The sequence below is a fragment of the Pseudomonas sp. Pdm06 genome (assembly GCF_014851795.1).
Classification (GTDB): domain Bacteria; phylum Pseudomonadota; class Gammaproteobacteria; order Pseudomonadales; family Pseudomonadaceae; genus Aquipseudomonas; species Aquipseudomonas fluorescens_AA.
In genome coordinates this window covers 253,751-279,824 of record NZ_JACVAH010000002.1, presented here as the reverse complement: position 1 = coordinate 279,824, position 26,074 = coordinate 253,751, and the positions used below count along the sequence as shown (strand labels likewise).

Annotated in this window: 25 protein-coding genes; 8 read left to right on the top strand and 17 right to left on the bottom strand. The window is 61.6% G+C overall.

Features of this window, described 5'->3' with window-relative positions:
* The first annotated feature begins 90 nt into the window (after positions 1–90).
* The 4 genes from IB266_RS04415 to IB266_RS04400 all read left to right on the top strand — a co-directional run bounded on the left by IB266_RS04415 (position 91) and on the right by IB266_RS04400 (position 4,996).
* Positions 91–1,596: a methyl-accepting chemotaxis protein gene (locus IB266_RS04415; RefSeq protein ID WP_192260314.1), complete on the top strand. Its 1,506-nt coding sequence runs from the start codon at positions 91–93 to the stop codon at positions 1,594–1,596.
* Positions 1,597–1,803: 207 nt separating this feature from the next.
* Positions 1,804–2,871 carry an alpha/beta fold hydrolase gene (locus IB266_RS04410; RefSeq protein WP_192260313.1) on the top strand — a complete coding sequence of 356 codons (1,068 nt, stop codon included), beginning with the start codon at positions 1,804–1,806 and terminating at the stop codon, positions 2,869–2,871.
* 227 nt (positions 2,872–3,098) lie between these two features.
* Entirely contained in the window at positions 3,099–3,845 is a 747-nt protein-coding gene (locus IB266_RS04405) for a YkgJ family cysteine cluster protein (RefSeq protein WP_192260312.1), read from the top strand.
* Positions 3,846–4,087: 242 nt separating this feature from the next.
* Complete coding sequence (locus IB266_RS04400) at positions 4,088–4,996, top strand: AraC family transcriptional regulator (protein ID WP_192260311.1); 909 nt, start codon at positions 4,088–4,090, stop codon at positions 4,994–4,996.
* 46 nt (positions 4,997–5,042) lie between these two features.
* On the opposite strand, the gene IB266_RS04395 is transcribed toward IB266_RS04400, so the two are convergent.
* The 10 genes from IB266_RS04395 to IB266_RS04350 all read right to left on the bottom strand — a co-directional run bounded on the left by IB266_RS04395 (position 5,043) and on the right by IB266_RS04350 (position 16,379).
* Complete coding sequence (locus tag IB266_RS04395; RefSeq protein ID WP_192260310.1) at positions 5,043–7,283, bottom strand: xanthine dehydrogenase family protein molybdopterin-binding subunit; 2,241 nt, start codon at positions 7,281–7,283, stop codon at positions 5,043–5,045.
* Positions 7,284–7,295: 12 nt separating this feature from the next.
* Positions 7,296–7,769 carry a (2Fe-2S)-binding protein gene (locus IB266_RS04390; protein WP_192260309.1) on the bottom strand — a complete coding sequence of 158 codons (474 nt, stop codon included), beginning with the start codon at positions 7,767–7,769 and terminating at the stop codon, positions 7,296–7,298.
* Between the two features lie 201 nt (positions 7,770–7,970).
* Complete coding sequence (locus IB266_RS04385) at positions 7,971–9,290, bottom strand: OprD family porin (protein ID WP_192260308.1); 1,320 nt, start codon at positions 9,288–9,290, stop codon at positions 7,971–7,973.
* A gap of 190 nt (positions 9,291–9,480) precedes the next feature.
* Positions 9,481–10,311 (bottom strand): phosphodiesterase, encoded by an 831-nt coding sequence (locus IB266_RS04380; RefSeq protein WP_192260307.1) that lies wholly within the window; start codon positions 10,309–10,311, stop codon positions 9,481–9,483.
* Between the two features lie 25 nt (positions 10,312–10,336).
* Positions 10,337–11,368, bottom strand: a complete 1,032-nt coding sequence (locus IB266_RS04375) for an ABC transporter ATP-binding protein (protein ID WP_192260306.1) — start codon at positions 11,366–11,368, stop codon at positions 10,337–10,339.
* Entirely contained in the window at positions 11,365–12,159 is a 795-nt protein-coding gene (locus IB266_RS04370; protein WP_192260305.1) for an ABC transporter permease, read from the bottom strand. The genes IB266_RS04375 and IB266_RS04370 overlap by 4 nt, the downstream gene beginning before the upstream one ends.
* Positions 12,156–12,965 (bottom strand): ABC transporter permease, encoded by an 810-nt coding sequence (locus tag IB266_RS04365; RefSeq protein ID WP_192260518.1) that lies wholly within the window; start codon positions 12,963–12,965, stop codon positions 12,156–12,158. Before IB266_RS04365 ends, IB266_RS04370 begins: the two co-directional genes overlap by 4 nt.
* A gap of 60 nt (positions 12,966–13,025) precedes the next feature.
* Positions 13,026–14,030 (bottom strand): ABC transporter substrate-binding protein, encoded by a 1,005-nt coding sequence (locus IB266_RS04360; protein WP_192260304.1) that lies wholly within the window; start codon positions 14,028–14,030, stop codon positions 13,026–13,028.
* A complete protein-coding gene (locus IB266_RS04355; protein WP_192260303.1) occupies positions 14,014–15,033 on the bottom strand; it encodes a LacI family DNA-binding transcriptional regulator in 1,020 nt (339 codons plus the stop codon). Before IB266_RS04355 ends, IB266_RS04360 begins: the two co-directional genes overlap by 17 nt.
* Before the next feature lie 137 nt (positions 15,034–15,170).
* Positions 15,171–16,379 (bottom strand): MFS transporter, encoded by a 1,209-nt coding sequence (locus IB266_RS04350; protein ID WP_192260302.1) that lies wholly within the window; start codon positions 16,377–16,379, stop codon positions 15,171–15,173.
* 153 nt (positions 16,380–16,532) lie between these two features.
* Between IB266_RS04350 and IB266_RS04345 the strand changes: the two genes are divergently transcribed.
* The gene (locus IB266_RS04345) at positions 16,533–17,414 is read left to right on the top strand and encodes a LysR family transcriptional regulator (RefSeq protein ID WP_060742384.1); all 882 of its coding nucleotides are present in this window, start codon (positions 16,533–16,535) and stop codon (positions 17,412–17,414) included.
* A gap of 115 nt (positions 17,415–17,529) precedes the next feature.
* Here IB266_RS04345 and IB266_RS04340 read toward each other — a convergent pair whose 3' ends face one another.
* The 4 genes from IB266_RS04340 to IB266_RS04325 form a co-directional block, all read right to left on the bottom strand.
* A complete protein-coding gene (locus tag IB266_RS04340) occupies positions 17,530–18,231 on the bottom strand; it encodes a YafY family protein (protein WP_318646570.1) in 702 nt (233 codons plus the stop codon).
* Between the two features lie 3 nt (positions 18,232–18,234).
* On the bottom strand, positions 18,235–19,167 hold the full coding sequence (locus tag IB266_RS04335) for an NAD(P)-dependent alcohol dehydrogenase (protein WP_192260300.1): 933 nt from the start codon (positions 19,165–19,167) through the stop codon (positions 18,235–18,237).
* Positions 19,168–19,348: 181 nt separating this feature from the next.
* Positions 19,349–19,738 (bottom strand): putative quinol monooxygenase, encoded by a 390-nt coding sequence (locus IB266_RS04330; protein WP_192260299.1) that lies wholly within the window; start codon positions 19,736–19,738, stop codon positions 19,349–19,351.
* Positions 19,739–19,816: 78 nt separating this feature from the next.
* Positions 19,817–20,722 (bottom strand): LysR family transcriptional regulator, encoded by a 906-nt coding sequence (locus tag IB266_RS04325; RefSeq protein ID WP_192260298.1) that lies wholly within the window; start codon positions 20,720–20,722, stop codon positions 19,817–19,819.
* Between the two features lie 169 nt (positions 20,723–20,891).
* On the opposite strand from IB266_RS04325, the gene IB266_RS04320 reads away from it, so the two are divergent.
* The 3 genes from IB266_RS04320 to IB266_RS04310 all read left to right on the top strand — a co-directional run bounded on the left by IB266_RS04320 (position 20,892) and on the right by IB266_RS04310 (position 23,012).
* A complete protein-coding gene (locus IB266_RS04320; protein WP_192260297.1) occupies positions 20,892–21,191 on the top strand; it encodes a superoxide dismutase in 300 nt (99 codons plus the stop codon).
* Between the two features lie 69 nt (positions 21,192–21,260).
* A complete protein-coding gene (locus IB266_RS04315) occupies positions 21,261–21,956 on the top strand; it encodes a type 1 glutamine amidotransferase domain-containing protein (RefSeq protein WP_192260296.1) in 696 nt (231 codons plus the stop codon).
* Between the two features lie 24 nt (positions 21,957–21,980).
* Positions 21,981–23,012, top strand: coding sequence for an amidohydrolase family protein (locus tag IB266_RS04310; RefSeq protein ID WP_192260295.1), 1,032 nt, complete (start codon positions 21,981–21,983; stop codon positions 23,010–23,012).
* Positions 23,013–23,065: 53 nt separating this feature from the next.
* On the opposite strand, the gene IB266_RS04305 is transcribed toward IB266_RS04310, so the two are convergent.
* The 3 genes from IB266_RS04305 to IB266_RS04295 form a co-directional block, all read right to left on the bottom strand.
* Positions 23,066–23,845, bottom strand: a complete 780-nt coding sequence (locus IB266_RS04305) for an SDR family NAD(P)-dependent oxidoreductase (protein WP_192260294.1) — start codon at positions 23,843–23,845, stop codon at positions 23,066–23,068.
* A gap of 63 nt (positions 23,846–23,908) precedes the next feature.
* Positions 23,909–25,168 carry a TIGR02270 family protein gene (locus IB266_RS04300; protein WP_192260293.1) on the bottom strand — a complete coding sequence of 420 codons (1,260 nt, stop codon included), beginning with the start codon at positions 25,166–25,168 and terminating at the stop codon, positions 23,909–23,911.
* A 19-nt stretch (positions 25,169–25,187) separates the two neighbouring features.
* Positions 25,188–26,066 (bottom strand): hypothetical protein, encoded by an 879-nt coding sequence (locus IB266_RS04295; RefSeq protein ID WP_192260292.1) that lies wholly within the window; start codon positions 26,064–26,066, stop codon positions 25,188–25,190.
* Positions 26,067–26,074: the final 8 nt, after the last annotated feature.

Below are 26,074 nucleotides of genomic sequence, written 5' to 3'. Positions count from 1 at the left end.
ATAATCAGTTAAAGTTCCCTCTCGAAACGCCGCTAAGCCGTTAGCGGCACTCGGTAACGGACCTCCAAGTCTTTGAAAAGGACGACCCCCATGACATCGCCCGTGCGCTTTAACGATCACCACCGTAAAGCCGACCGCATCATGCTGGGGCTACTCTGGCTCACGTTGCTGTATTCCCTGAGCCTGGCATTCCTGCACTCGACGTTCACCCAGGCGCTGCTGGTGGGGGCGACCACCTGCGTGGCGAGCACCGCGCTTTATCGCGTCCTGGCCGGCACCCGGGCCATGCGCTGCGTCATCGCGGTGGCGCTGATGGTCATGGCGGCCTTGCACATCAACCAGACCCAAGGCGTGATCGAATTCCACTTCGGGATCTTCGTGCTGCTGGCCGTGTTGACGTTCTACCGTGACTGGCTGCCGATTGTCGTTGCCGCCGCCACCATCGCGGTTCATCACCTTGGTTTTCACTGGCTTCAACACCAGGGTTATCCGGTATTCGTCATGGACACCCACGGTGGCTGGTCGATGATCTTCCTCCACGCGTTCTACGTGGTGGTGGAAAGCGTGATCCTGATTTACCTGGCGAACCAGAGCCTGGCCGACGCCACGGAAAACCAGGAGGTGCTCGACAAGGTACTGGCGGCAGCCGCGCAGTTGAGCCACGGCGCCGACAGGCAGCGCAGCGACGGCGTCAAGGTCTCTTCGAGCGAGCGTTTCGATCATTTCCTCCAGCAGGTCACCCAACTGGTGGACGGCGTGGTGCGCGACACCCGCAACCTCTCAGACCTGGGCCAGGACCTGTCCCAGGTTGGCCAGACCCTGGAAACCGGTGCCCGTCACCAACTCGACGAAGTGGCACAGATGAGTGGTGCGATCAGCCATCTGGTCGAGGCCATGGAAAACATCGCCGGCCATGTCGACCAGACCCTACAGCGCGCCGGCCAGGCCAACGAGCAGGTCAACCGCGGACGCAGCACGGTTGACCAGACCCGGGAAGAGATCGTCGAGCTGGCAGGGCGCATCAACCTGACCAACGAAACCGTACAGGTCCTGGCCGACCAGGCACAGCAGATCGGCCAGGTGCTGGATGTGATCAACGGCATTGCCGAGCAGACCAACCTGCTGGCCCTCAACGCCGCCATCGAGGCGGCCCGGGCTGGCGAGCAGGGCCGCGGGTTCGCGGTGGTGGCCGACGAGGTCCGCACCCTGTCACAAAAGACCTCGACATCCACCACCGAGATCCAGCAGATCATCACCAAGCTGCAGCAAGGCAGCCGCCAGGCCGCCGTCGCGATGCAAGACAGCCGCGATGGGGTGGAGCGCTGCGTGTCCGCCAGCCAACTGGCTTCGCAACTGTTGCACGCCGTCGTCGAAGACATCGCCGTGATCAATCATTTCAACGACCTGATCGCCAGCACCACCCAGGAACAATCCAAGGCGTCGATGGGCATCAACCAGCGCCTGCAAAGCGTGCAGGCCGTGGCTGAGCGCAACGCCGACAATATCGGCATCCTGACCCGCAGCAGTCAGTGCTTGCCGCCGTTGGCAGAACGGTTGGCGGTGTTGGGGCAGGCGTTTCATGGGAAGCCGCTTTAAGCGACTGGCTGCCCCCTCGACCGAACCCGCAGCAAGCGCGTAACACGAATGTATCTCTGTGTATCCAGGGACATGGCCGATACGAACCGTTGCATTCAAGCCCGTCGCTGACACATCCGCGATACCTGGCCAACGTCAAATGGGACCCATCGAGACAGCCCAAGCCGTCTCACCGGCTCACCCCACGTCGTTCGCAAGGAGCTTCACATGGACATAAACCCTACCTCCGCTTCCCGCCATCGCCGCCTGCTCGCGCCAACCCTTCTGGCGTTGGCAATGATGCAGCTTGGCGCCTTGGGATTGACCTCGTCCCAGGCCAGCGCGGCCGATGGGCCGGCGAGCACTGTCGGCGCGATCACCCCCGGCAGCCACACGTCGTTCGGCCCGCTCAAGCATGTCAAGGCTGGGTTGCTGGACGTTGCCTATGCCGAGGTCGGTCCCGCCGATGGGCCGGTGGTGATCCTGTTGCACGGTTGGCCCTACGACATCCATAGCTATGCAGATGTGGCGCCGGCGCTGGCGGATAAGGGCTATCGCGTGTTGATTCCCTATGCCCGCGGTTATGGCGATACGCGCTTCCTGTCTGCCAAGACCCTGCGCAACGGCCAGCCTTCTGCGCTGGCAAGCGACCTCATCGATTTCATGGACGCACTGAACATCAAGCAGGCCGTGCTGGGCGGTTATGACTGGGGCGCACGCACCGCTGACATTGTCGCGGCCCTTTGGCCGGAGCGGGTGAAGGCGCTGGTGGCGGTGAGTGGCTACCTGATCGGCAGCCAGGAGGCCGGCAAGGCACCGCTGCCGCCGGCTGCGGAGTTGCAGTGGTGGTATCAGTTCTACTTTGCGACAGAACGTGGCCGCCTGGGTTACGAGAAAAACACCCACGACTTCGCCAAGCTGATCTGGAAGCTGGCGTCGCCGCAGTGGAACTTCGATGACGCGACGTACGACCGAAGCGCCGCCGCCTTGCAGAACCCCGATCATGTCGCGGTTTCAATCTTCAACTATCGCTGGCGTCTGGGCCTGGTCAAGGGCGAAGCCAAGTACGACGGGCTGGAAAAGAAACTGGCAACGTTCCCGTCGATCGGCGTACCGACCATCACCCTGGAAGGCGACGCCAACGGCGCTCCCCATCCACCCGCTGAAGCCTATGCCAAGCGCTTCACCGGCAAATATGAGCATCGCCTGATCGACGGCGGCATCGGTCACAACCTGCCCCAAGAGGCGCCGCAAGCGTTCGCCCAGGCAGTGATCGACGCCGATCATCTTCAATGATGCTGCGTTCCCGGCATCTGCAGTGAAGGGTTGCCTGAAACAACGGTTTTTCCTGCCAAGGGTTGCCCCTTGAAAACACCTTGGATCAGGCAACTATGTCGGCGGATCCGGCAAGCGGATTGGCGTTTCGCTCCACATACTCTCGCGGCCCGGAGGCCCTGCCACAGCTGTATCGCAGTGGCAGGGCCTGCTGAAGGCGGTCGAAAACATGTGTGCGAGTGCTTGATATGGAAAACAATACTGTCCGTTTTGCCTGCAACGGCTGCGGGATTTGCTGCAAAGGTCGGCTGATTCCACTGACGTTGGACGAGGCGAGGCAATGGTTGCAACGCGGACATGAGGTGGCGGTCGTGCTGGAGGCGTTCGATGAGTCGACCTGGCCTTCGGAGCCACGACAATTCGCCCATAGCGCCCAAAGAGCCGTGGAAGTCACCAGTGGCGATGCCCGGATCCGAGTCGTTGCGGTGTTGGCCGGCAATGCCCTGACCCAGTGCGGCAATCTCGGCGACGACGGTCGTTGCGGCATCTATGAAGAGCGGCCGTTGGTCTGTCGAATCTACCCGATGGAAATCAATCCGCACATTGCCTTGCGTCCAGCCGACAAGATCTGTCCTCCCGAAGTCTGGGAGACGGGGGAGGTCTTGTTTACCGACCGCGTCGTCGATCCGATCCTGGCCGATCAGATCGAACGTTCCCGCCAGGCGGACCGGGACGATGCCCAGGCCAAGATTGCGCTGTGTGAAGCGCTGGGCATGAACGTCGCCGCCTGGAAGGGCAACGCGTTGGCGGTGTACCTGCCTGATCGGGCGCAGTTGGTTGAAGCGATCATTCGCTACGACCGCGCCCCCGAGGCACCGACAGGCCTGAACTGGAAAGTGCGGGTCGAAACGCCGGCCCTGGCCCAACGACTGCTGCAAGCAGGTGTCGCGTTGGATGATCAACGGTCGACCGGCTATATCTTCCAAGGGCTTTAGTTTTCGAGCCAAGCCATCATTTTGTGCACTCTCAACCCGCGAAACATCTTGTAATACCTGGGCTTGAGTGGCTTACGCCGGTTGCAGCTCGTTGAATCGTGCAAGAATTTGCGCCAATCAGGCAAGCGGTTCGAACCGCCGACCCAGCATACTGCGCCCATATTGATCAACGACTTGCGGTGATGCCGAGCAGTGTTCGGCATCACCGCAAGTCGTGGGCCCGATGTTGCAAGGAGTGAAGTGTGCACACCGATTTCAAAAGCGACAAGGGCGCCAGCGACCTCAGTCGCCTGGCCGGCTCGGTCAGCCGGCTTGTGCCCAGCGAGGGTGACCAGATGACCGCCATTGCCGGTTTGAGCCTGCATCGGCGCAAGGCAATCACCGCGCCTATGCACTGCATCTACGGCCTGGGCATTGGCGTGACCTTGCAAGGCCGCAAGCAAGCCATGATCGGGGACGAGATACTGACTTATGCCCCCGGCCAGTCCATGGTGACTTGCGTGGACCTGCCGGTCATTTCCCACGTCTCCCAGGCCAGCGTCGCCAAGCCGTTCCTGGGCATGATGTTGAGATTCGACAGCACGATGGTGATGCAAGTGGCCGAGCGCATGCAGCTGTCACAACGCATGAAAGACGACGCGTTTCGACCGATTACCGTACAGGCGCTGGATGCCGGGGTGCTGGATGCCCTGAGGCGTTTGATAGACCTGCTGGACGAGCCGCAGTTGCTCGAGACCGTGGCCCCGCTGATCAAGGAAGAGGTTGTCGCTCGCCTGTTGAACGGTGCCCATGCGCCGCAGCTGCTGCATGTCATCGCCGCCGGTTCACCCAGCCAACACATTGCCAAGACGGTCGCCTGGCTGAAACTGAATTTCCGCCAGGCGTTGCGCATGGACGACCTGGCGGCACAAGCGCACATGAGTCCTTCCACTTTCCGCCAGCATTTTCGGACCGTGACCGGAATGAGCCCGTTGCAGTACCAGAAGCAACTGCGGCTGCAGGCTGCTCGGCAATTGATGTTGAGCCAGAAGGTCGACGCGAGCAGTGCAGGGGGGCTGGTGGGCTACGAAAGTGCCTCGCAGTTCAGCCGTGAATACAGCCGCCTGTTTGGAGAGCCCCCGCAGCGGGACATCAAGCGGATTCGCTTGTGATCGTGAGGCTTGCCTGGCATTGCGGCCAGGCAGCCTCAAGCGCCGCTCACGCCAACTTGAACGGCAATTCGCGCAACGGTTTGCCCGTCAGGCTCGCCACGGCATTGGCAAACGCCGGGGCCAACGCTGGCAGGCCGGGTTCGCCCATTCCCGTGGGCGGCTCGGCGCTGGGCACGATGTGGACGGCGAATTCCGGCATGTCGGTAATGCGCGGCACGCTGAAGTCAGCAAAATTGCTCTGCTGCACGACACCGTCTTTCAGGGTGATGGCGCCACCGGGCAGGCACATCGACAGGCCCATCAGCGCCGCGCCCTGGACCTGGGCCTCGACACTGCGTGGGTTGACGGCCAGGTTGCAGTGCACGCCAGCGGTCACGTTGTGCAGCACCGGGCGGCCATCCTGCACCGAGGCCTCGACCACATAAGCCACCACCGAACTGAACGACTCGTGGACCGCCACGCCCCAGGCACGGCCCGCCGGTAGCTGGCGCTTGCCGTACTCGCTCTTGTCCACGGCCAATTGCAGCGCCGCGCGATGGCGTGGGCTCTGGTCGCCAAACAACTTCATCCGGTAGGCCACCGGATCCTGTTTGGTGGTGCGGGCGATCTCGTCGATCAGTGTTTCCATCACAAAAGCCGTATGGGTGGAACCGACGCTGCGCCACCACAGTACGGGAACGTTGAGTTTCGGGTGATGCACCGTCAGCCGCATGGGCAGCGGATACGGGTCGCGCAGGCCCTCGGTGGCGGTCGGGTCGATGCCATTTTTCACCCGCCCGCCAAACACGGTGCCGGTGATGATCGATTGGCCAACCAAGGCGTGGTCCCAGGCGAGAACCTTGCCACTGTCATCAAAACCGATGCGCGCACGGTGCAGGTGCATGGGGCGGTAGTAGCCGCCCTTGATGTCGTCTTCCCGGCTCCAGAGTGTGCGGATAGGCGCATCGACCCCGGCGGTGCGGGCGGCCTTGGCCACTTCGCAAGCCAGTACCACGAAATCGTTGGTGGGTACGCCGCGCCGGCCAAAACCTCCGCCAGCGGTTTGCACGTTCACCTGGATCTGCTCGGGCTTGAGGTCCAGCACCTTGGCGGCGGCCGCCGCATCGCCGCCGGGGAATTGTGTGCCGACCCACAACTGAGCGCCATCGCCGGCAAGCTGCACGGTGCAATTGAGCGGTTCCATGGGGGCATGGGCGAGGTAGGGGAACAGGAACTCGGCCTCCAGTCGATGCGGCGCCGTGGCGAGTGGCGTCATGTCGGCATCGAAGTGCAACGGGCCGGGCTGGCTGGCCAGCTCGCGGTATTGAGCCAATTGTTTTTCGCTGTCCACCTTTTCCACAGCGGACGCGTTCCATTCCACCTTCAGCACATCGCGTGCCAGCTTCGCCTGCCAATAACTGTCGGCGACTACCGCGACACCTTCGGCGCCGCCATCCAGCGGTACGCGCAACACGGCCTTCACGCCTTTGGTGGCCCGCGCCGCGCTGTCGTCCAGAGCAGCGATTCTGGCGCCGAACACCGGTGGCCGGGCGACGACCGCCGTGAGCTGCCCCGGCAGGTGCATGTCGATGCCGAAATCCTGCTGGCCGCTGCTCTTGGCCTTGGCATCGATGCGTGTGGTGGCCTGGCCGATGATGCGGAAATCCTTGGGGTCCTTGAGCGTGATCTGCTCAGGTACAGGCATCGCCATCGCGGCTTGCGCCAGTTCGCCGTAGCTCGCTTTACGGCCCGCCGGGCCGAGCACCATGCCGGCCTGGGTACTCAGGCTCGCCACGTCCACGTTCCAGCGTGCGGCGGCTGCACTCAGCAGCATGGCGCGCGCACGGGCGCCAAGTTCGCGGTACTGGGTGTAGCTGTTCTTGATCGTGTTGGAACCACCCGTGAGGTGGATGCCGAAGGCCGGGTCCATGTAGGCCGCGTCGTTGCTGCCGTTGCGACTGCGCACCAGGCTCCAGTCGGCATCCAGTTCTTCGGCGAGAATCATGGGCAGGCCGGTCTGCACGCCCTGGCCGAATTCCAACCGATTGATGGTGACCGTGACCTCGCCATTGGGCGCGATCTGCACGAAGGCGGAGGGTTGCTGGGTCGGTTTGAGCGGCGCTGCGACGGCGCCATTGGCTTCCTGCGCCAGGGCCAGGTGTGGAAACGCACCCAAGGCCAGCCCGCCGATGCCGACGATCTTGAGGAAGCTGCGCCGGGGCAGGGCAGCGGGGCCGTCAGCCTCGTCACGTTCAAGCATATGTTGCAAGGCGCGGGGGAGCTCGTTCGGGAAGATCTCGTTCAGCATGGTCAGCTCCGATCAGGCAATGGCTTTGGCGGCATCAGCCACCGCGGCGCGGATTCGGGCGTAAGTGCCACAGCGGCAGATATTGCCGGCCATGGCCGAGTCGATCTCGGCCGCCGTGGGCTGCTTGCCCTTGGGCTGGGCCTTGAGAAAAGCCGTTGCGCTCATGATCTGGCCACTCTGGCAGTAGCCGCATTGCGCCACGTCGTGTTTGACCCACGCCTCGTGCACGGCGCTGCCCACCGGATCACTGCCGTTGGTTGCCGCTTCGATGGTGGTGATCTTCTTGCCGACGGCGGCGGCGATGGGCGTCACGCAGGAACGAATGGCCTGGCCATCCAGGTGCACGGTGCAGGCGCCACACAGCGCCGCGCCGCAGCCGAACTTGGTGCCGGTCATGCCCAGCGTGTCGCGCAGGGTCCAGAGGATAGGGGTGCCAGGGTCGACGTCGACTGTGTATTCACGGCCGTTGATGTTCAGGGCGCTCATAGGGGGACCAGCTCCAGATGGTTTGGCTCTGGTTAACTATAGGAAGGAATGGTTGGAGTGGGTTGCACGATTCGGGCTGATTATTGCCTGATCATGCGAATCAGCGTGCCCCATGGAGGTGCACGCTGTTGTGTCCGCGCAACCGCGCGGGAGAAAAGGAGCCGCAGGCAGGAGTGCTTCCGGCTCCTTCCTTCTGCACGGTTACATCAACGGAATGCTGTAGCTCACGAACAGGCGATTCTGATCCTGGTCGCGGGCAATATCGCTTCGCGACATCCCGTTGCGCCAGCCGAAGCCGACATTCTTCAACGCGCCGCTCTGGATCACATAGTCCAGGGAGATATCACGCTCCCATTCACTGGCGTCCCGGCCGCTGGCCGTCTGGATGTTATCGCCCTTGAGGTACATCACCGACGCCTTCAAGCCTGGAACGCCAAGTGCTGCGAAGTCATAGGCATATTGAGCAAATGCAGTGCGCTCGCCGGCCTGGATGAACGTCTGGATGGTGCGGTCGGTGTAGAGGTAAAGACTCGCGCCGCCTTCACCTTTGCCCACCAGGCCGCCCTGGTTCAGTTGTGTAAAGTTGCTGTCTTCGGAAACACGCTGATAACCCGCGGTAATGGCATGGCCGCCCAACGAATAAATAAACGCTGCGCTCCAGGTATCGTTGTCGATTTCGCCACTGCCGTCCTTGGTAAAGCCGCCGAGTTTGTAACCACTGGCGCGACCGGCGGCGCTGCTGTTCTTGCCATCGGACGTGGTCTTGAAGTAACGCAGGTCGGTTTTCAACGAACCGTATTCACCCAACGGTAATACATGCAGCAAACCGGCGAAGTGCTGTTGATAGTAGTCTTCAAGATTGGCGTAGTAATACTGCGCGGTCAGATCCTTGGTCAGTTTGTAATCGCCACCGGCAAAGGTGAATTTATTGCTTTCCTGGGTGCCGCCGGCAACGGCCAGGCCGGCACTGTCGCTGGACGCACGCCCTGTGGCGTGCTCCAACTGGCCAGCGGTGAAGGTCAGGTTGTCGATTTCATTGCTGGTGACTTGCCCCCCCTCGAACGTTTGAGGCAACAAACGGCCATCGTTGGAGACCAGGATCGGCAATTTCGGCTGTAAGGTGCCGTACCGCAGCTCGGTCCTGGAGACGCGCATCTTCGCCGTGGCACCGAGACGCGCCCATTGGTCCGCCGCCTTGTCCCCATCATTGGGAAACATCGAGCCACCGACATGACGGCCCGCGCCACTGTCGAGCTTCAGGCCCAGCAACCCGATAGCATCCAGGCCGAACCCCACGGTGCCGTCGGTGAATCCCGACTGATAATTGAGCATGAAGGCCTGGCCCCATTCTTCGGTCTTCGAAGGCGCGGCGGCTCCATCACGGTTATCGTTGTTGAAGTAGAAGTTGCGCAAGTTCAAGTTGGCTTTGCTGTCGCTGATAAAATCAGCCGACGCCAATGGACTCAGGACCAGACTCACACCGCCAGTTAAAAGACTCAGTGTTTGCAATAGGGCTTTCATCAGGGCGAACTCCACCGCGGAATCACTGTTCCGGGCATATTGAAAGGGCAGCAGGAAGCCTTCAGCCGATCAGTCGATTGGCCGAGGCGTGAATAAAAAACGTTAAGAAACTTCAATCAATGGAATGGGGCAGTGGTTTCAAACCTCCGAGGAGCACCTTCAGAACAGCACCATGAAAGTCCTTGGGTTATCAGTCGATCAATCCGTGAGCGTCATAAAAAGGATAGGGCCCGGGATACTCACCCAACACGCCGTTATGGGTCACCAGTCCCTGAGCATCCCAGTGATGCAGCAAATACCCGGGCGGCTCCAGATTGAAGTGCGCTGGAGCGGTTTGCTGTAGATCCAACACGATTTGATGGGAGACGCCAGGGCATACACAGCTCAGGCTGCCACCGAAACGCCGCTGCATCGGCCGATGCAAATGCCCGCACAGCAAACGCTCAACCTGTGGGTGGCGGGCGATGACCTGCTCCAATGCCGGCGCGTTGATAAACGGTTCTCGATCCATGTGGCCGATGCCGCTGATAAACGGTGGATGATGCAAAACCAGTAACGTTGGCGCGTCGGGGCGGGCGGCCAGCTGTTCATCGAGCCAGCGCAACTGGCTGTCCAGCAAGCGGCCGCCATGGGCACCGGGAATGGTGCTGTCCAGGCCGATCAGGCGCAGTGGATGCTCCTCGACGACCCAATCCAAGGGGGTTCCGGCCAGGCTTGGCAAGTAGTCGTGATTGGCAAATGCCGCCCGTAGATGCTCGCGGTTGTCGTGGTTACCGGGCACCAAGTAGCAAGGCATGTGCAGGCGCGCCAGTTCGGGGTGCAGCACGGCATATTCATCAGGGCGACCGAAGTCGACCAGGTCGCCACTGATCACTACAACGTCGGGACGCGGCACGCGGGTATTCAAATGATCGATCGCACGACGCAACGCGGCGAGGGTATCAACCACACCATAGGTCAGCTTTCCCCCGGCTTTAAGATGCAAATCACTGATTTGCGCAACAAGAAACGGACGCTTCAAGACAAACCCTCTGAAAATACGAATGTCACGATGACAGGGTGAACAGCACTTGCGGCTCGACGGCCAAGGCGATCAGGGCACCCGGGGCGTGGATGACGCTGTCGGTGCTGTCTACCAGCAATGGCTGGGCGGCACCGACCTCCACCAACAGGCGGCTTTGGGCACCCTGGAAAAACTGGCCCACCAGGCGCCCGTGCAGATGCCCCTCGCTGTCCATCACCCGCAAATGCTCGGGGCGGCAATAGACGGTGGCAGGGCGGCCAGCCCCCCGCCATGGCAACTCTCCGCCATGGACTTTCAAGCCTTGGGGCGTGTGTTCGAGCACTGGAAAAGCGTTGAGGTTGCCGACGAAACTGGCGACGAACGTGTTGGCCGGTTGTTGGTAGATGTCCCTTGGGCTGGCCAACTGCGCGACGCGACCGTGCTCCATGACCAGAATCCGATTGCCCAAGGCCATGGCTTCGCCCTGGTCATGGGTGACGAACACCGCCGTAATGCCCAGATGGCGTAGCAACTGATCCAATTCGCTGCGCAGGCGCTCGCGCAACTGCGCGTCCAGTGCCGCCAACGGTTCGTCAAGCAGCAATACCCGAGGCTTGGGCGCCAGGGCGCGGGCCAGGGCGACCCGTTGGCGTTGACCGCCGGACAGCTCGTGGATGCTGCGCTTGCCATGATCCTCAAGCCCCACCAGCTCCAGCAACTCCGAGCAACGCTTGTTTCGCTCTGCAGGTGCCATGCCGCGAATTTTCAAGCCATAAACGATGTTGCCGGCCACATCCAGGTTGGGAAACAACGCATAGTTCTGGAACACCATGCCCACGTCGCGTCGTTCGATGGGCAGGCGGGTGACGTCGCTGTCGCCAAAAAACACCTGCCCCGCATCCGGACGCTCAAGACCGGCGATCAAGCGCAAGGTCGTGGTTTTACCGCAACCGGATGGGCCGAGGATCGCCAGGGTTTCCCCGGCATCGATGGTCAGGTCCAGATCATGTACGGCAACGGTGCCGTCCGCGAACGCCTTGCGGCAACCCGCCAGGCGAATGGTGGTTCCGGTCATCGTTTTTCTCCACGGGAAAGGCGGGCGCTGATGGCCTGCAACGCAATCAACAGCGGCACGATCATCAACAGGAATATGAGGGTGTAGGCGCTGGCCACTTCCAGCCTGGCCGAGGCATAACTGTCAGCCAGGCCTACCGGCAATGTTTTGGTCATCGGGGTGTGGAGCATCCAGGTCAGGTTGAACTCGCCCAACGACAGCGTGACGACCATCAAGACCCCGGCGAGGATCCCCGCCCGGCAGTTGGGTACCACCACGCTGAAGAATCGTCGTAGCGGCCCGGCGCCAAGGCTGGCCGCGGCTTCTTCCAGCACGGGCAAGTGCTGACGTTGCATCACCGCCATCACCGGGCGCACCAGGAACGGCAAGGTGAACAGCACATGGCCGACGAGAATGAACAGCCAGCTGCTGCGAAAGTCACCGAATTGCCCATAGGTGAGCAACAACGCCAGGGCGCTGGCCAAGCCTGGCATCGCCACCGGCAGCACCATCAGTTCTTCGAACGCACGGCTGAAGCGGTTGTTCATCCGTAACAGCGCGTAGGCCGCCGGAACCCCCACCACGCAGACGCACAGCGCACAGGCCACGGCCAGTTGCAGGGATAGCCAGACCGTTGGCGAATAAGCCTGCCAGACCTGCTGCAACCAATCGAACGTCAGGCCACTGGCGACGCCCTGGAAATAATTGCGCGTCAGCCCGGCCAGCAGCGACATCAGCACGGGCACCAACATGAATGCGCAGACCAGCAGGGTAAACACCAGTTGGCCGATAAACAGTGTTGAGCGCTTCACAAGACGGTCCTCGAGTTTTTCGCCAGCCGCCGGGCCAGCAGCAGTACCGCCCAGGTCAGCGCCCCCAGCACCACCGACAGCGCAGCGGCCACGGCGAAATTGGCGTAGTTGGTGAACACGTTGTAGATCGCCACCGGGGTCACGTTCAGACGGGTGCCGAGGGTGAAGGCTGTGCCGAACGCCCCCATGGAGGTCGCAAAGCAGATCGCCCCGCACGACACCAATGCCGGTGCCAGGCCCGGGACGATGACATCACAGACCACCCGCCAATGACCGGCCCCCAGGGATTGAGCGGCTTCTTCCAAGCTACGATCCAGGCTCTCGCAAGCGGCCATCACCGTGAGAATGACCCGCGGGATCGAGAAGTACAGGTAGCCGATACAAAGGCCCATCAGCGAGTAGGCGAAGATCCAGCGTTCACCCGCCAGCTCGAGCCCGAGGCTGGCGAACAACCCTTGGCGCCCGGCCAGCAGAATCACCAGGAAGCCGACCACCACGCCGGGGAATGCCAGCGGGAAGGTCAACAAGGCAACCAGCAGCGAACGGCCGAAGAAGCGTTGGCGGCTGAGAAAAAAACCACTAATGCCGCCCACCAGGAGCGCGGCGAGGGTCGTTGCCAAGGCCAGCAGGCAGGTCTGTGCCAGACTGCCCAGGTATTGCGCACTGCTCAGTACCTGCCAATAGCCGCTTTCGCCGCCGTCGCGATGTTGCCCGCCCAGCACGATCAGATGCGCCAGCGGCAACAACCAGAATGCGAACAACACCGCCGCCGCAGGCGCCAGGGCCCAAGCCGCGGTCAGCCGCAAACGCGGCGCCGTGGCCTGGCCCGAAGGGACTCCCCGGGCTTTTAATACCGAGGCGGTCACTTACTTGACCTCTTTCAGATAACGCGCGGAAAAGGCTTCCTGTACCGCCGCCATCTGCTGGTAGTCAACCACGCCGGCCCGTGCGTAGTCGCTGTCTGGCAGGAACTGCGCAGCGATGTCGGCAGGCATCTTCGTCGCCCGTACCGGTCGCAGGTAGGCCTTGGCCCAGAGCGCCTGGCCCTGGTCGGACAGGACGAAATCCAGGACCTTCTCGGCATTGGCCCGATGCGGCGCGTTGCCGACGATGCTCATGACGTAGGGCACGCTGATGCTGCCTTCCCTGGGGATCACGAAAGCCACGTTGGCCTTGTCCTTGTAACGTGCCCGATAGGCGTTGAAGTCGTAATCCACCAGGATCGGCAACTCCCCGGACAACACCCGCGCATAGGCGGTCTGCTTGGGCACGATGGGCGAGTTTTTCGCCAGTTTCTGGAAGTAATCGATCGCTGGGGTGAAGTCATTGAGGCTGCCGCCCATGGCCTGGTTGATCGCCACCGCGGAAACGTAGCCGACAAATGCGCTGGATGGATCAAGGTAGCCGACCATGCCTTTGTACTCGGGATTGAGCAGATCGCCCCAGCTTTGCGGGACAGGCAAGCCACCCAAGGCATCGACGTTGACCATGATGCCCAAGGTGCCGGAGTGAATGGCAAACCAGTGCCCCTGTGGATCTTTCAAACCGGCCGGAATCTGTTCCCAACCCTTGGGTTGATAGGAGCCGACCACCCCGGCTTTTTGTGCCTGCAAACCGAAGGTCACGCCGTAATACACCACGTCCGCCACGGGTGCGGCCTGCTCGGCGACCAGTTGCGCCAGGGCCTGCCCGGAGTTCTTGTTGTCCAGTGGGACCTGCACGCCAGTGGTATCGGCAATGGCCTTGAGTTGTGTGCCCCAGTCGGCCCATTCCGGTGGGCAGTTGTAGCAAATCGCCGTTTCGGCGGCCTGGGCCAGGCTGGCAACGCCGCAAAACAGCAACGTCGCCAGGGTTTTACTGAAGCGGATCATCAAGTGTCTCCTCGTAGGATTGAGTACTTTCGCCCGGCCGGATATGGCAGGGCAGGCAATGGGAAACCGGTGTGGCGCCGGCGATCTGCGCCAGCAATTGATCGATTACGGTGCAGGCCAAGGTCTCGATGGGCTGAACCACACTGCACAACGTCGGGTGCATTTGAGTGCCAAGGGCGATGCCATCGAACCCCATGACCGAGAGCTGCTGGGGCACGTGCCAACCATTGCGACGCAATTGCGCAATCAGGCTGATCGCCAACAGATCGTTGGAGCAAACCAGCGCGCTGAGCGCCTGCGGACCTTGGAGGAAGGGCGCGATGGCCGCGAAGTCAGCCTGGGTATGGGCGGGCATTTCAATCACCGGCAGGCTGTCGAGGCCGGCCTCGCCCATGGCGTCGCAATAACCGGCGTAACGCAGGCGAGCACGGTCCGATTGCAGGGCCGGGCCGGCAACCATGCCAATGCGACGATGCCCGGCTTCCAGCAGATAACGAGTGGCGAGGGCCATGCCGGCGCGGTTGTCCACCGACACGGCGCTGTAGTGCGGATTGCCCGGTTGGTGATAGGCCAGCACAAAAGGCGTGTCCTCGCTGTCCAGGCTTTGCAGCACGCGGTTGCTTTCGGCGTCGGTTACCGTGAGGACCAGGCCATCGACCCGCTGGCGCAACAACTCCTCGACCACCACGCTTTCGCGCTCGCTGCTGTAGTCGGTCGTCGCCAGGAGCAGGTTGTAGCCGCGCAAACGCGCAGCGCGCTCCATGGCCTGGAATTGTTCGGCGAACACCGGATTGAGCAGGTTGGGGACCACCACGCCGATCAGCTTGGTCACTTGCAGGCGCAACTGACGACCAAGACGATTGGGCCGAAAACCCAACTGGCGTGCGGCGGCGAACACCTGCTCGCGGGTCGCCGGACGCACCACTTCAGGGGAGGCAAAGGTGCGGGCTGCGGTTGCCCGCGAAACCCCTGCCAAACGTGCCACTTCTTTCAAATCAGTCATTGTCACTCGCTTGAGATCGATCTCATTGGCGAGGACAGTACCCAGGGCGCGTGGCATTTCGGCGACACAGTGATGACGATTTGATGTCAGTGACGAATGTCTATCGTGGATGGCTATTCATTGAGCGGATTGCATGTTCAGCCCATGCCTGCTGTAAACCCGTACTGCCTGGCAGACCACACCACCGCCAACGTCAGCAGCAGGAGAACGACCAGGACCGGCGCAAACGCTACGACCCCCAGGTGGTCGAGCAGAATGCCGCCGACGATCCCGCCGCCGGCAATGGCCAGGTTCCAGGCCGTGACCAGCATTGACTGGGCCAGATCCGCCGCATCTCCGGCTGTCTTGGCGATGGCCGTCTGGAACAGCGTCCCAGCCCCTCCGAAAGCGATTCCCCAAGCGGCCACGGCGATATACACCGCCGCAGGCCTGTCGCTCATTGCCCCTAGCATCATTGCCGAGAGGGCGAACAGCACCGTACCTGCGAGCGTCAACGCCCGCAGATGGCGATCGATCAGCACGCCGACCACCCAGATCCCCAGTAACGACGCGACGCCAAAGACCAACAGGACCAGATCCGTCCGCTCGCCCAGGCCTGCCGCCGTCAAAAACGGAGCGATGTAGGTAAAGAGAATGTTGTGCGCCAGGACAAAAGCCAGTACCACGAACAGCACCGAGCGAACGCCCGGCAGGGTGAAGACCTGGCCCAAGGCAAGACGTTTGTTGGAGGCCTGTCCGGGAAAGTCAGGCACCTTGAGTCGTACCCAGACCATCAAGGCCACGGCGAACAGGCTCATGATGGCGAAGCTCATTCGCCAGCCGACCAGATTGCCGAGCAGCGTGCCAGCCGGCACGCCCAGGGACAACGCCAAGGGCGCGCCCACCATGGCGATTGCAATCGCTCGACCTTTCTGGCTTTCGGGCACCATGCGGGCGGCATAACCGGCCAACAAGGCCCACAGCAGCCCCGCCGATACGCCACCCAGCAAGCGCGCGACAATCGTCAAACCATAATGGGTAGAAAACGTCGTGACGGTATTGGCAACGGCGAAACCGGCGATTGCCGTCAGCAAGAGCGATCTGCGTCGCATGCCTTGGGTCGCGGCGGTCAATGGAATGGCCGCCAGCAAGGAGCCTATCGCGTAGACCGTTACCAGTTGGCCGGCGAGGGCTTCGGAGATCGCCAGCCCTTCGCTGATCTGTGAAAGAAGCCCGGCGGGCAAGGCCTCGGTGAGGATGGTCACGAACGCCGCCAGTGCGAGGGCAAACAGTGATCCGATGGGGAGCGGCGCAGTGTCTTGAATGACCTCGGCATCGGCATCGATAGGGGGGTTGGCAATCGTCATGTGTCACCTGCTTGGAGCGCTCCTGACCCGCCGGGACGACGCGGTCAATCGCAGATTGATAAGTGTCGACTACGGTAGGTGCCCCTCTTTATCGAGACAAGAATGCTAGAGTGCACAACACATCGGAAAAAATGTCCGCAATGGGAGGCTGGCGTGGAATCACTGAGCGGGATTGATTTTTTTGTGCGCGCGGCCGAAACCCGCAGTTTTTCAGAGGCGGGCAGGGCGCTGGGCATTTCGTCTTCGGCGGTGGGCAAAAGCGTCGCCCGGCTCGAGGAGCGGCTGGGCGTGCGGCTGTTTCATCGCAGCACGCGAAGTATCACGCTGACGGCCGAAGGAGCGCTGTTTCTCGAACGTTGCCGGCGCATTCTCTGCGAAGTCGAAGCGGCCGAACAGGAACTGTCGCAAACCCGCAAAGCGCCACGGGGCAAACTGCGCGTGAGTCTGCCCCTCGTTGCGGACCTGGTCATGCCGACGCTGATCGCCTTCATGCGGCGCTACCCCAGTATTGAACTGGACCTGGATTTTTCCGACAGGCTGGTGGACATCATCGAGGAGGGTTTCGATGCGGTCATTCGGACCGGAGAGCCGAACGACTCCCGGCTGATGTCCCGTCCGTTGGGCCCGTTCAAGCTCGTTGTGGTCGGTTCGCCCCGGTACTTCGCCGAACACGGCACACCGCACGTACCGACGGATCTTCTGCGCCATGCCTGCCTGTTATACAAGTTTCCCAGTACTGGCAGGATGCAAGTCTGGCCGGTAAACGGGGACGGGGAGCCGGAACTCAACCTGCCGGCGAACCTGGTCTGCAACACCACCGAGGCGTTGCTGCACGTGGTGCATGATGCGCTGGGGATTGCCTGCGTGCCGGATTTCACTGTGCGTGAGGCCATCGCGGCCGGTGAGCTGGTCACCGTCCTGGACGACTTCAACAGGCATCAGAGCACCTTCCGCATGCTCTGGCCCTCAAGCAAACACCTGGCGCCGAAACTGCGGGTGTTCATTGATTTCATGAGCAGTGAGTTGTTCAAGTGACGCTTGGAAGCTTTTGTGGCGAGGGAGAAAGCTCCCTCGCCACAGGATCGTGCTGTTCTCGAAGTTCTTGTGGCCCTGTAGCTCAGCTCGCTCCCACAGGAGGAGTGTGCTGGTCCTAGCTGCAGTCTTTCTGTTTGCACGGGTGCGCGTCCTGGGCACGCCACTCCTTGACCAGCTGTTGCCTGGGTCGGGCGTAGCGCTCCTCCAGGATAGCCACCTCGACTATCCGGTCCGTTCGGAATAGACGATAGTCGCCGCGCAGTTCGCACCAGCCTGCGATGTACCGCTGCGCCTCGACGAACCCCAGCATGATCGGCCAGAGGGTTCGTTGCGTCTGCTCCCCATTTTCGTCCTTGTAGACGATCTGTATTTTGCGTTGCTCGCGAAGCGCCAGCCGGACCTGCGCCAGATCCAGCGCCGCCGGGGCGCCTTGATTGCGACTGACATAAATCGTGTCGTTGTCCAATGTTCGCCGCATGTGCGGCGGCAGGACACTGTCGATTTTTGCCAGTGCGTTTTGAACGGCGTGGGCCAGGCCTTCATCGGTTTGGCGGCTGACCCATTGCGCGCCGGCCATCAGTGCCTGGATTTCTTCCTCGGTGAAACTCAAGGGCGGCAACAGAAAACCCGGGCGCAAGATGTAGCCAACACCGGGTTCGCCAACGATGTCCGCCCCTATCGACTGCAACGTGATGACGTCCCGTCGGATGGTACGCAATGAGACATTCAGTTCACGGGATAGCGTGACACCGGAAACCGTCCCGCGATGACGCCGAAGCACTTGCATGAGGTCGAATAATCTATGGCTTCTTGACACGTTTCAGTCCATGGCCACGAGGGCCTTGCCACGGAGTTTCCTGCCTCCCTCGATAGCCGCGATAAGCTGGATCGCATCGCCGAGAGGCACCACCTCCGCTACAGGAAGCCGGAAGTTGCCATTCTGGGCGGCGCGGGCGAGCGTGTCGAGGACGTCGGGGCGCGGTGTGCAGATGACCGGTTTCAAGCGCTTGTCAAAGAACGAGCGAATGAACTTGCCGGGGCTTGGGTTCAGGTCAAGCAGTACGCCGCCTTTGCGCAGCAGGTTGAGGCCGACCGGCAGGGACAGGGTGGCCGCCGTGTCATACACCACATCGAAACGTTCCGGCAGCTTGGAGAGATCGGTTTTGCGATAGTCATAAACCGTATCGACCCCCAGCTGCCGCGCCCGCTCCAGCGTCTCTTCACTGCAAGAACCGGTGACAGTGGCCCCGACCATGCGGGCTATTTGCACGCAGGCTTCACCGACCGCGCCACTGCAACCGTTGATGAAGACACGCTGGCCCGCGCTCAGCCCGGCCTTGTCCCGCAGCCCGTTCCAAGCGGTCATTCCCGGCGTCCCGAGGCAAGCGGCCTGCTCGAAGGAGACGTCATCGGGTTTGCTGGCCAGCAGCGATTCCTTCGTGACCACGGCTTGCGCCAGCGCACCACTTTCCTTGAAGCGAGCGAGACCAAAAACAGCATCACCCACTTTAAACCGCGTCACGTCGCTGCCCACCGCCATGACGGTGCCGGAGAAATCCATCCCCATGGCCCGGGGGAAGGCCCTGCCCGTGACGATCTTCATCTGGCCGCCGCGCAACTTCCAGTCGATAGGATTGATGGCAGCGAAGCTGATTTTCACAGCGACTTCGCGCGGGCCCGGTGAAGCCAACGTGAATGACTCGAGTTTCATCACATCCGGCCCGCCGTAATTTTGATACTGGATACGCTTCATAGCTGACGCTTACTCTGGATGATTGATGAGATAGAAGTAGGGCCGGGGGCAGGGGCGCTGTTTGCAGCGCATCGTTGAGCCTGCGGCCAATCACTTCACTCTAACCATCGACAGGGTCAGTTTTTGTCACCATTGTTTTTTTGCAGGGCACCGGCCTGGCGCGGGAAGGCATCGTCCGGTTTCACTTCGAACTCAGTTGGATCGGCGTCGTCTCGATCAATCGTCTGGAGAGGATCATCGACTGGGTTTGCTCTACGTACCGTTTGAAATGCGCAGACCCGATGTGGGAGAGGTAGGCTTGCTCGTCAGCGTAGATTTCGAAGAAGTGGAGCAAGTGAGGGTGGTCCTTATCCGCCACCGAATAGATGGCAATCACCCCGGGCTCCACGCGCGCGGAGATCTCCATCTCTTCCTTGACGATCTGGGTATAGCGTTGCAGTTGCTCCGGATCGATCTCGAGCTGTGCGACACGCACCACCACCGTGGATGGAAATGTCTGCGCGCTGGTCCCGCCGGATGCAAGCAGGCAAAGCACCATCGCGCATTTGGAAAACCATTGACGAATGTTCATGAAAAACTCCTGGCAAGGGCTGGGTAAATTCAGTGATTCACCCACTGGCGGCACTCTGTGGGCGACGGTTTTTCGGGCTCACAGCTTCATGATGTCTGGCAGTTGGCTGGCAAGCACATCAATGATGTGCCGCAGTCGCATAGGCAGTTGCCGCATCTCGGGTGACACGGCATGACACTCCATCGTGGTGGGCGGGTGCGTTTCCAGGAGCTGAACGAGGACGCCCGCGCGCAAGCGATCACGCACCAGCCATGAAGGCAGCCAGCCAATGCCCATGTCGGCCTCGACCGCATCGGCGATTAATGAAAGGTCATTCAAACGAATGCGAGGGGAAAGGGACACCGTCTTGAGTTGACCATCGGTATCCGTAACGGCCCAAGGCTGCGTGTAATCGCGCCGGTGATACAGCACCGCGTCGTGGCCGAGCAATTCTGGCAGGTTGCGGGGCTGCCCGTTTTTGGCCAGGTAACCTGGCGATGCGCAGAGCAGTTTTTGCTGGACCGCCAGACGTTGGGCGCGCAGACCGCTGAGTTGCGCCAGGGGGCCAAAGCGAATCGCAAGATCGAAGCCTTCGGCAATCAGGTCTACGGACTGGTCGCTGAAATGCAATTCAAGTTCCAGCTTGGGATGCTGACGGGCCTGTTCCAGCAAGATCGGGCCGGCGCAGTATTGGCCGAACAGGACCGGCATCGTTACACGCAGGCGCCCCGTGATCTCTTGCTGGCCCGATTCCAGCAGGGACTGAGCCGAGCGGACTTCTTCCAAGGCGCGAAGGCAATGTTCGTAGTACACCTGGCCGGCCTCGGTCAGGCTTTGGGCCCGGGTGGTCCGATGGAACAGGCGCACGCCCAGCCGCTCTTCCACCCGACCAATCGCTTTGCCCACCGCCGATCGCGTCAGCGACAGCTGTTGCGCCGCGCGGGAAAACCCACCGGCGTGCACGACTTCGACGAACAGCGCTACGCCATCCAATGGATCTCTCATACAGCCCTGGCTCCTGGATTGGTTCCCCTGATTCAACTCTGATGGGAAAAAATATCGGTAATGGAGATTATTATTCCACTATAAGCTACAGCTTCATTGATATTGGTGTCCAGGCGGCGCCAGTGCGTGGACTTCGCCTGAGCCATGTATCCGACCAAGGAGCCGTACCATGAAACTGCTTTGTCTCGACATTCCTCAACCTGGCGCCAGTCTTGAGAAATATCAGCCGCACTTGCTCGACGAAGCCCGTCACGCCTGGCAGCTCTACAAGGGCGGCATCGTGCGCGACTTCTATTTTCGCCAGGATCGCCCAGGTGTGGCGATCATCGCCGAGGCCGACAGCGTGGAATCCGCCAGGGAGGCGTTGAACGCATTTCCCCTGGCCAAGGCCGGGCTTATCGAATGGGAGATCATTGCGCTCGGTCCCTTCATGAACTGGGAAATGCTCTTCGCGCCCGATAACGCCTGACGACTATTGCGGCGCAGGCACCGTGAGCAACGCACCTGTCTTCTTCGTTTCAACCAAGGGCCCAAGACCATGACCCAGCAAGCTTCTGAGCTCAACCCAGTCCTTTTTGTCGTCACCAGCAACGCGGTAAAGGGCGCGTCAGGCCTTCCCACCGGTTTCAACCTGGCCGAGGTCACGCATCCATTGGCGAAATTGCACGAGGCGGGCATTCGTGTCGAATTGGCCTCCATCAATGGCGGTGCCGCGCCCTTGGACGGGCTGGAGGATATGAGTGATCCGGTCATTGCCCGCTATTGGGCCGATACCGATTTCCGCCATGCGCTTGAGCACACCTTGCCCATGAATGAGGTGGAGCCCGCACGCTACTCGGCCATTTTCTTCGCCGGTGGCCACGGTACGATGTGGGATTTTCCCGATAACGTTGCCGTACAGGCGGCGATCCGCGAAATCGACGCGGCCGGCGGCATCGTTTCGGCGGTCTGTCATGGGCCGGCCGCCTTGGTCAACGCACGTCGAGCCGACGGTAGCCTGCTCGTGGCCGGTAAGCGGGTCGCCGCCTTCACCGACAACGAAGAGGAGCAAGTGCAGTCCACCCACGTTGTGCCATTCCTGTTGGCGTCGACGCTCACCAGACGCGGCGCGCATCACCAGCAGGCGGCTAACTGGGCCGACAATGTGGTCGTCGACGGTCGTCTCATCACCGGTCAGAACCCGCAGTCCGCCGCCAGCCTGGGCGAAGCACTGCGAGATGCGCTGTTAGCGTGATGACTTATGAGTAGGGCGCGCGATATGAAACTGATCTGTGTTGAAGAGCACGTGCTTGACCCCGCCATGGGGATCGCTACCCAGGCCCTCGTGCGTGCCGAGGCGCCCTATCTTTCGGACTGGGGCTGCCGGGTGGTCGATGGCGTACAGGTAGCGGCCCCCAGCCGACCGCATGTTATTGCGCCCAGCGAATCAGCTCGCAAGGCGCTGGAAACAGGCGAGTCACGCTTGCTCGATATGGACTCGGCGGGCATCAGCATGCAGGTGCTTTCCTATGGCGGGTTTCCTCAGCTGTTGCCCGCCTCGCAAGCCATCGAGCTGTGTCGTGCCGCCAATGACAAGCTGGCAGAGACGGCGCAGGCTCATCCCGATCGTTTCAGCGGTTTTGCCACGCTCCCGTGGCAGGCACCCGAGGCGGCGGCGCGTGAGTTGGAGAGGGCGGTGAAGACGCTGGGCCTCAAAGGCGCGCTGATCAATGGTCGTCCTGGGGACACCTTCCTCGACGATGCCCGCTATGCCCCGATTTTCGTCGCCTTCAATGAGTTGAACGTGGCGCTGTACGTCCATCCGGGGCTGCCGCTGCCTGCCGTTCAAACAGCGTATTACGGCGGGTTCGAGCGCGAACTCAGTGCACGCCTTTCGATGTTTGCTTGGGGATGGCACAACGAGGCGGGTATTCAAGTCGTGCGGATGTTGCTCGCGGGCGTGTTCGACCGGCATCCCAATGTGCAAGTCATCAGCGGGCATTGGGGCGAAATGGTGCCGTTTTTCCTGCAGCGCCTGGAGGACGCTATCCCCCAGGATGCCAGCGGCCTGAAACGGCCCATCGGCCAGACTTACCGCGAGCATGTCTACGTTTCGCCCAGTGGCATGCTCACGCTCCCGCATTTCCAGTTCATCCACGCGCTCATGGGGGCGGAGCGCATTCTGTATTCCATCGACTATCCCTACCAGAGCCTGGATGGCGCCCGCGCTTTCCTCGATAGCCTGCCCATCACTGAAGCGGACAAGGCGCTCATCGCCCACGGTAACGCCGAGCGGTTATTGGGCCTATGACGCGAATCGTGGCGAATGCCTGAACTGCCTGGTCGAGAGGGCGCCTGTTCAGCTCAAGGGGCCTTGTTCTCGACCAGGCAGTTTCCGCCATCCACCACGATGACTTCGCCCGTGAGGTAGCTCGCCTCTGAAGACGCAAGGAAAGCCACCAATGCCGCCACCTCTTCGGGACGTCCGGCCCGGCCCATCGGCGTGTAACCGGCCGCCTTGGACTCCTCGGCAGTGGTCGACCCAGTAGTGATCCAGCCGGGAGCGACGCTGTTTACCGTGATCCCTTGCTGGGCGACTTCCAGCGCCAGGCTCATGCTCATTCCGACCATCGCGGCCTTCGCGGCGCTGTAAGCCGCTTCACCGGGGTTACTGCAGCGGGTGCCGGTCGTGGAGCTGATGTTGACGATGCGCCCGTATCGGCGCGCCCGCATGCCGGGCAGAACAGCCCGAGTCAGCAGAAAAGCCGTGGTGAGATTGCGCGCCAGTGTCAGGTTCCAGGTGTGCAGGTCCATGATCGCCAGCTCGGAAAAGCACTCCGGACTGCCTTGCATGGCCATGCCCGCGTTGTTCACCAGAATATCGACCTGCCCCCAGACGGACTCTGCCCACACCATGAACTCACGCACCTGGTTTTCATCGGTAAGATCGATGGCCCGCCCTTCGACTTCGAACCCTTCGGCACGCAATTCCGCGACGCGCTCAAGGATGCGTGCACTGCTCGCGGTGATGATCAATCGGGCGCCGGCGGCGCCCAGCCTGCGCGCGATCGCCATGCCGATGCCGATCTCACTGCCAACCCCACTGATGAGTGCCACAGGGTTCTGTCCAGTTGCGTTTGGCATGGTGCCTCCAGAGGGGGGGGGGAAGTGATTGCCAGGTGTCGGAGCGCTATATAAACATCCTGATCAACGCCCGAACAGCGCCGTCATTCCCAACAAGCGCTTTTGCCGCCAAGCCGGTGCGCTGGTAGGGAAAAGCACCTCGTCTGGCCGGAAGCGGGCGAGACCGCAGGCCGCGGCGATGCGCTGGCGTTGCTGGCCGCGGACAAGGGCTTGCTGAAAGCAGTGTTCGCTATGGGCCAATCCCAGCATATAACGAGTCCCCACTTGAAAGTGTCCGCCGTTGGCTTGCCACCATCGTTCGATTGCCTGCGGATCGGGCCAGGGCAGGTTTTCATCGGGGTCCATGGCGACATTGGGATCGTCAGGGTTGTCGTTCGGGCCTGCATCGAAATCCGGCAGGGCCTGCAATTCCAGATCAAGCAACGCCAGGTCAGCGCCGCTGATCAGGCTGAAGGCTTCACCGGCGACGCGGGCATAGGGCGGGTCGCTCATCTGCTGGATCAACCAGGGCACGCTGACCGGATCGCCCAGCAATCCAAGGGCCTGGAGGCCGATGCGCCGATCCCGGGGATCCTGTACCAACTGCCGTATCCAGGCGATGCTGGATTCGCGTTCTTGCCAAGCCAGCAGTACGCAGAGCGCGCGGTACTGGAACTCGCCCGGTTGCTCGGCGAATGAGCGTAGAGGCTCCAACGCCTGCTGGTCGCCCATTTGGACAGTGGCCCAATTGGCCCAGAAGCGCGTGGCGGCGTCCTCATGCTGGCGGTGGGCACGAATCGTCGGGAACAGGTCACGCCGGCGCAATTCGCCAACCGTGCGGGCGGCACGTGCCAGCACGCTCGGGTCGGCATCGGAAAGTCCGGCCAGCAGGGCGGGGCCGGGGTCGCGGCGATGCATGCCGCAGGCCGCAAGGCCGAGACGGCGAAACAGCGGCTCGGGGGAGGCGAGCATACGTTCTATCCACGGAGACACCCGTTCCCAGTCGAGCCAGCCCAGGGCCATCAGGTAACCGCGCTCCGTTTCCAAGGCACTGCGCAACTGCTCGCTGAGCCGCGACAGCACTTTGCCGTTGGCCGCCTCGAAAGCCAGCACCACGCTGGCGAACATCTCGCCGATGGCGTGTGGGCCGAGTTGGCCCAGCAGCGTTTCCAGCCCCGCTGGGCCGGCGATACGCAGGCCATCGAGATGGGCGTCGATGCGGTTGTCGAGCGTGCCGAGGTGGTCCAGATCGTAGTGTGGCGCACGTACGGCATAGTCCCTTAGGACCGCGAGGAAACTGGCCTCTTCGGTGTGTTGGTCGAGAATCGGTGACAAACTTTCCATGTATTTCTCTGCATTCGTCTCAAGGACTGGGTATGCGTGTCCAATTCGCTCCGTCAAAAGCGGCAAGGTGTCGTTCACCGGATGACCATAGGCACTGCTCATTCGCGTCGAGGTATCTGAAGGTCTGATCACCGGGAAGTCCTGTCTCGACCTTCTCCAGCTTGTCGCCTTGTAGCGTATAGAGGGCTTTGGTGGTTGACAGCCAGAGTTGATCATTGAACCAGGCCATGTCCCAGAAGGTATCTTCAGTGAGTTCATGCTCAACGAGCTCCCAGCGGTCGAGACGACCTCGCATGACGATGCCCAACTGGCCGGAGATGTAAACCACGCCATCGGGCGCGCAGAGAACGTTTTCCAGAATGATGTTGGTCGGGCTTTCGCTGCGCTGCCAGGTACCCTGCCAGCGGTACCAGATTTCGCCCTGGTTACCGGTGGCATAGATTTCATCTTCATTAAAACCGTCGATGGACTCGAAGCCACTGAGGCTGTCGGCGGTCGGGTCTTCGACCACCCCTTTGTCGCAGCGCTGCCAGACTCTGTCCTTTCGAACATAGACTTGGCGGCCGAAGCCGGTGGCGTAGACATTTGCACCGATAGGGCGGATGTCGCGCAGCAAGCCGTGCTTGCTGGGTTTTTCCGCGACCATATCCTCATAGGCTTGCCCGTCAGGCGCAGCGCGATGAACGCGACCATCGGCACACAGCGTCAGGATTTCGGGAGGTGCGCCGCGAACAGCGCAGATACCGGCGCAGATCCCTTGAACATAATAGTTGTCCCATCCTCCGGTCCATCGAAAAACGCGGGTGCCGGGCTCGCGTTTGGAGTAGGCGAGTACATAGACGCGGTTTTTATCAAAGACCGCTACTCGGCTCAGCGTCCAATCCAATGTTTGAGTCATGTCGTCCC

What these genes read in the sequence shown, in the direction of transcription:
- IB266_RS04360 (WP_192260304.1), bottom strand. Translation starts at nt 14,030, where the DNA reads ATGATCCGCTTCAGTAAAACCCTGGCGACGTTGCTGTTTTGCGGCGTT.
- IB266_RS04390 (WP_192260309.1), bottom strand. Translation starts at nt 7,769, where the DNA reads ATGAGCGCCCTGAACATCAACGGCCGTGAATACACAGTCGACGTCGAC.
- IB266_RS04415 (WP_192260314.1), top strand. Translation starts at nt 91, where the DNA reads ATGACATCGCCCGTGCGCTTTAACGATCACCACCGTAAAGCCGACCGC.
- IB266_RS04295 (WP_192260292.1), bottom strand. Translation starts at nt 26,066, where the DNA reads ATGACTCAAACATTGGATTGGACGCTGAGCCGAGTAGCGGTCTTTGAT.
- IB266_RS04385 (WP_192260308.1), bottom strand. Translation starts at nt 9,290, where the DNA reads ATGAAAGCCCTATTGCAAACACTGAGTCTTTTAACTGGCGGTGTGAGT.
- IB266_RS04350 (WP_192260302.1), bottom strand. Translation starts at nt 16,379, where the DNA reads ATGACGATTGCCAACCCCCCTATCGATGCCGATGCCGAGGTCATTCAA.
- IB266_RS04395 (WP_192260310.1), bottom strand. Translation starts at nt 7,283, where the DNA reads ATGCTGAACGAGATCTTCCCGAACGAGCTCCCCCGCGCCTTGCAACAT.
- IB266_RS04310 (WP_192260295.1), top strand. Translation starts at nt 21,981, where the DNA reads ATGAAACTGATCTGTGTTGAAGAGCACGTGCTTGACCCCGCCATGGGG.
- IB266_RS04300 (WP_192260293.1), bottom strand. Translation starts at nt 25,168, where the DNA reads ATGGAAAGTTTGTCACCGATTCTCGACCAACACACCGAAGAGGCCAGT.
- IB266_RS04375 (WP_192260306.1), bottom strand. Translation starts at nt 11,368, where the DNA reads ATGACCGGAACCACCATTCGCCTGGCGGGTTGCCGCAAGGCGTTCGCG.
- IB266_RS04315 (WP_192260296.1), top strand. Translation starts at nt 21,261, where the DNA reads ATGACCCAGCAAGCTTCTGAGCTCAACCCAGTCCTTTTTGTCGTCACC.
- IB266_RS04410 (WP_192260313.1), top strand. Translation starts at nt 1,804, where the DNA reads ATGGACATAAACCCTACCTCCGCTTCCCGCCATCGCCGCCTGCTCGCG.
- IB266_RS04305 (WP_192260294.1), bottom strand. Translation starts at nt 23,845, where the DNA reads ATGCCAAACGCAACTGGACAGAACCCTGTGGCACTCATCAGTGGGGTT.
- IB266_RS04335 (WP_192260300.1), bottom strand. Translation starts at nt 19,167, where the DNA reads ATGAAGCGTATCCAGTATCAAAATTACGGCGGGCCGGATGTGATGAAA.
- IB266_RS04355 (WP_192260303.1), bottom strand. Translation starts at nt 15,033, where the DNA reads ATGACTGATTTGAAAGAAGTGGCACGTTTGGCAGGGGTTTCGCGGGCA.
- IB266_RS04320 (WP_192260297.1), top strand. Translation starts at nt 20,892, where the DNA reads ATGAAACTGCTTTGTCTCGACATTCCTCAACCTGGCGCCAGTCTTGAG.
- IB266_RS04405 (WP_192260312.1), top strand. Translation starts at nt 3,099, where the DNA reads ATGGAAAACAATACTGTCCGTTTTGCCTGCAACGGCTGCGGGATTTGC.
- IB266_RS04325 (WP_192260298.1), bottom strand. Translation starts at nt 20,722, where the DNA reads ATGAGAGATCCATTGGATGGCGTAGCGCTGTTCGTCGAAGTCGTGCAC.
- IB266_RS04330 (WP_192260299.1), bottom strand. Translation starts at nt 19,738, where the DNA reads ATGAACATTCGTCAATGGTTTTCCAAATGCGCGATGGTGCTTTGCCTG.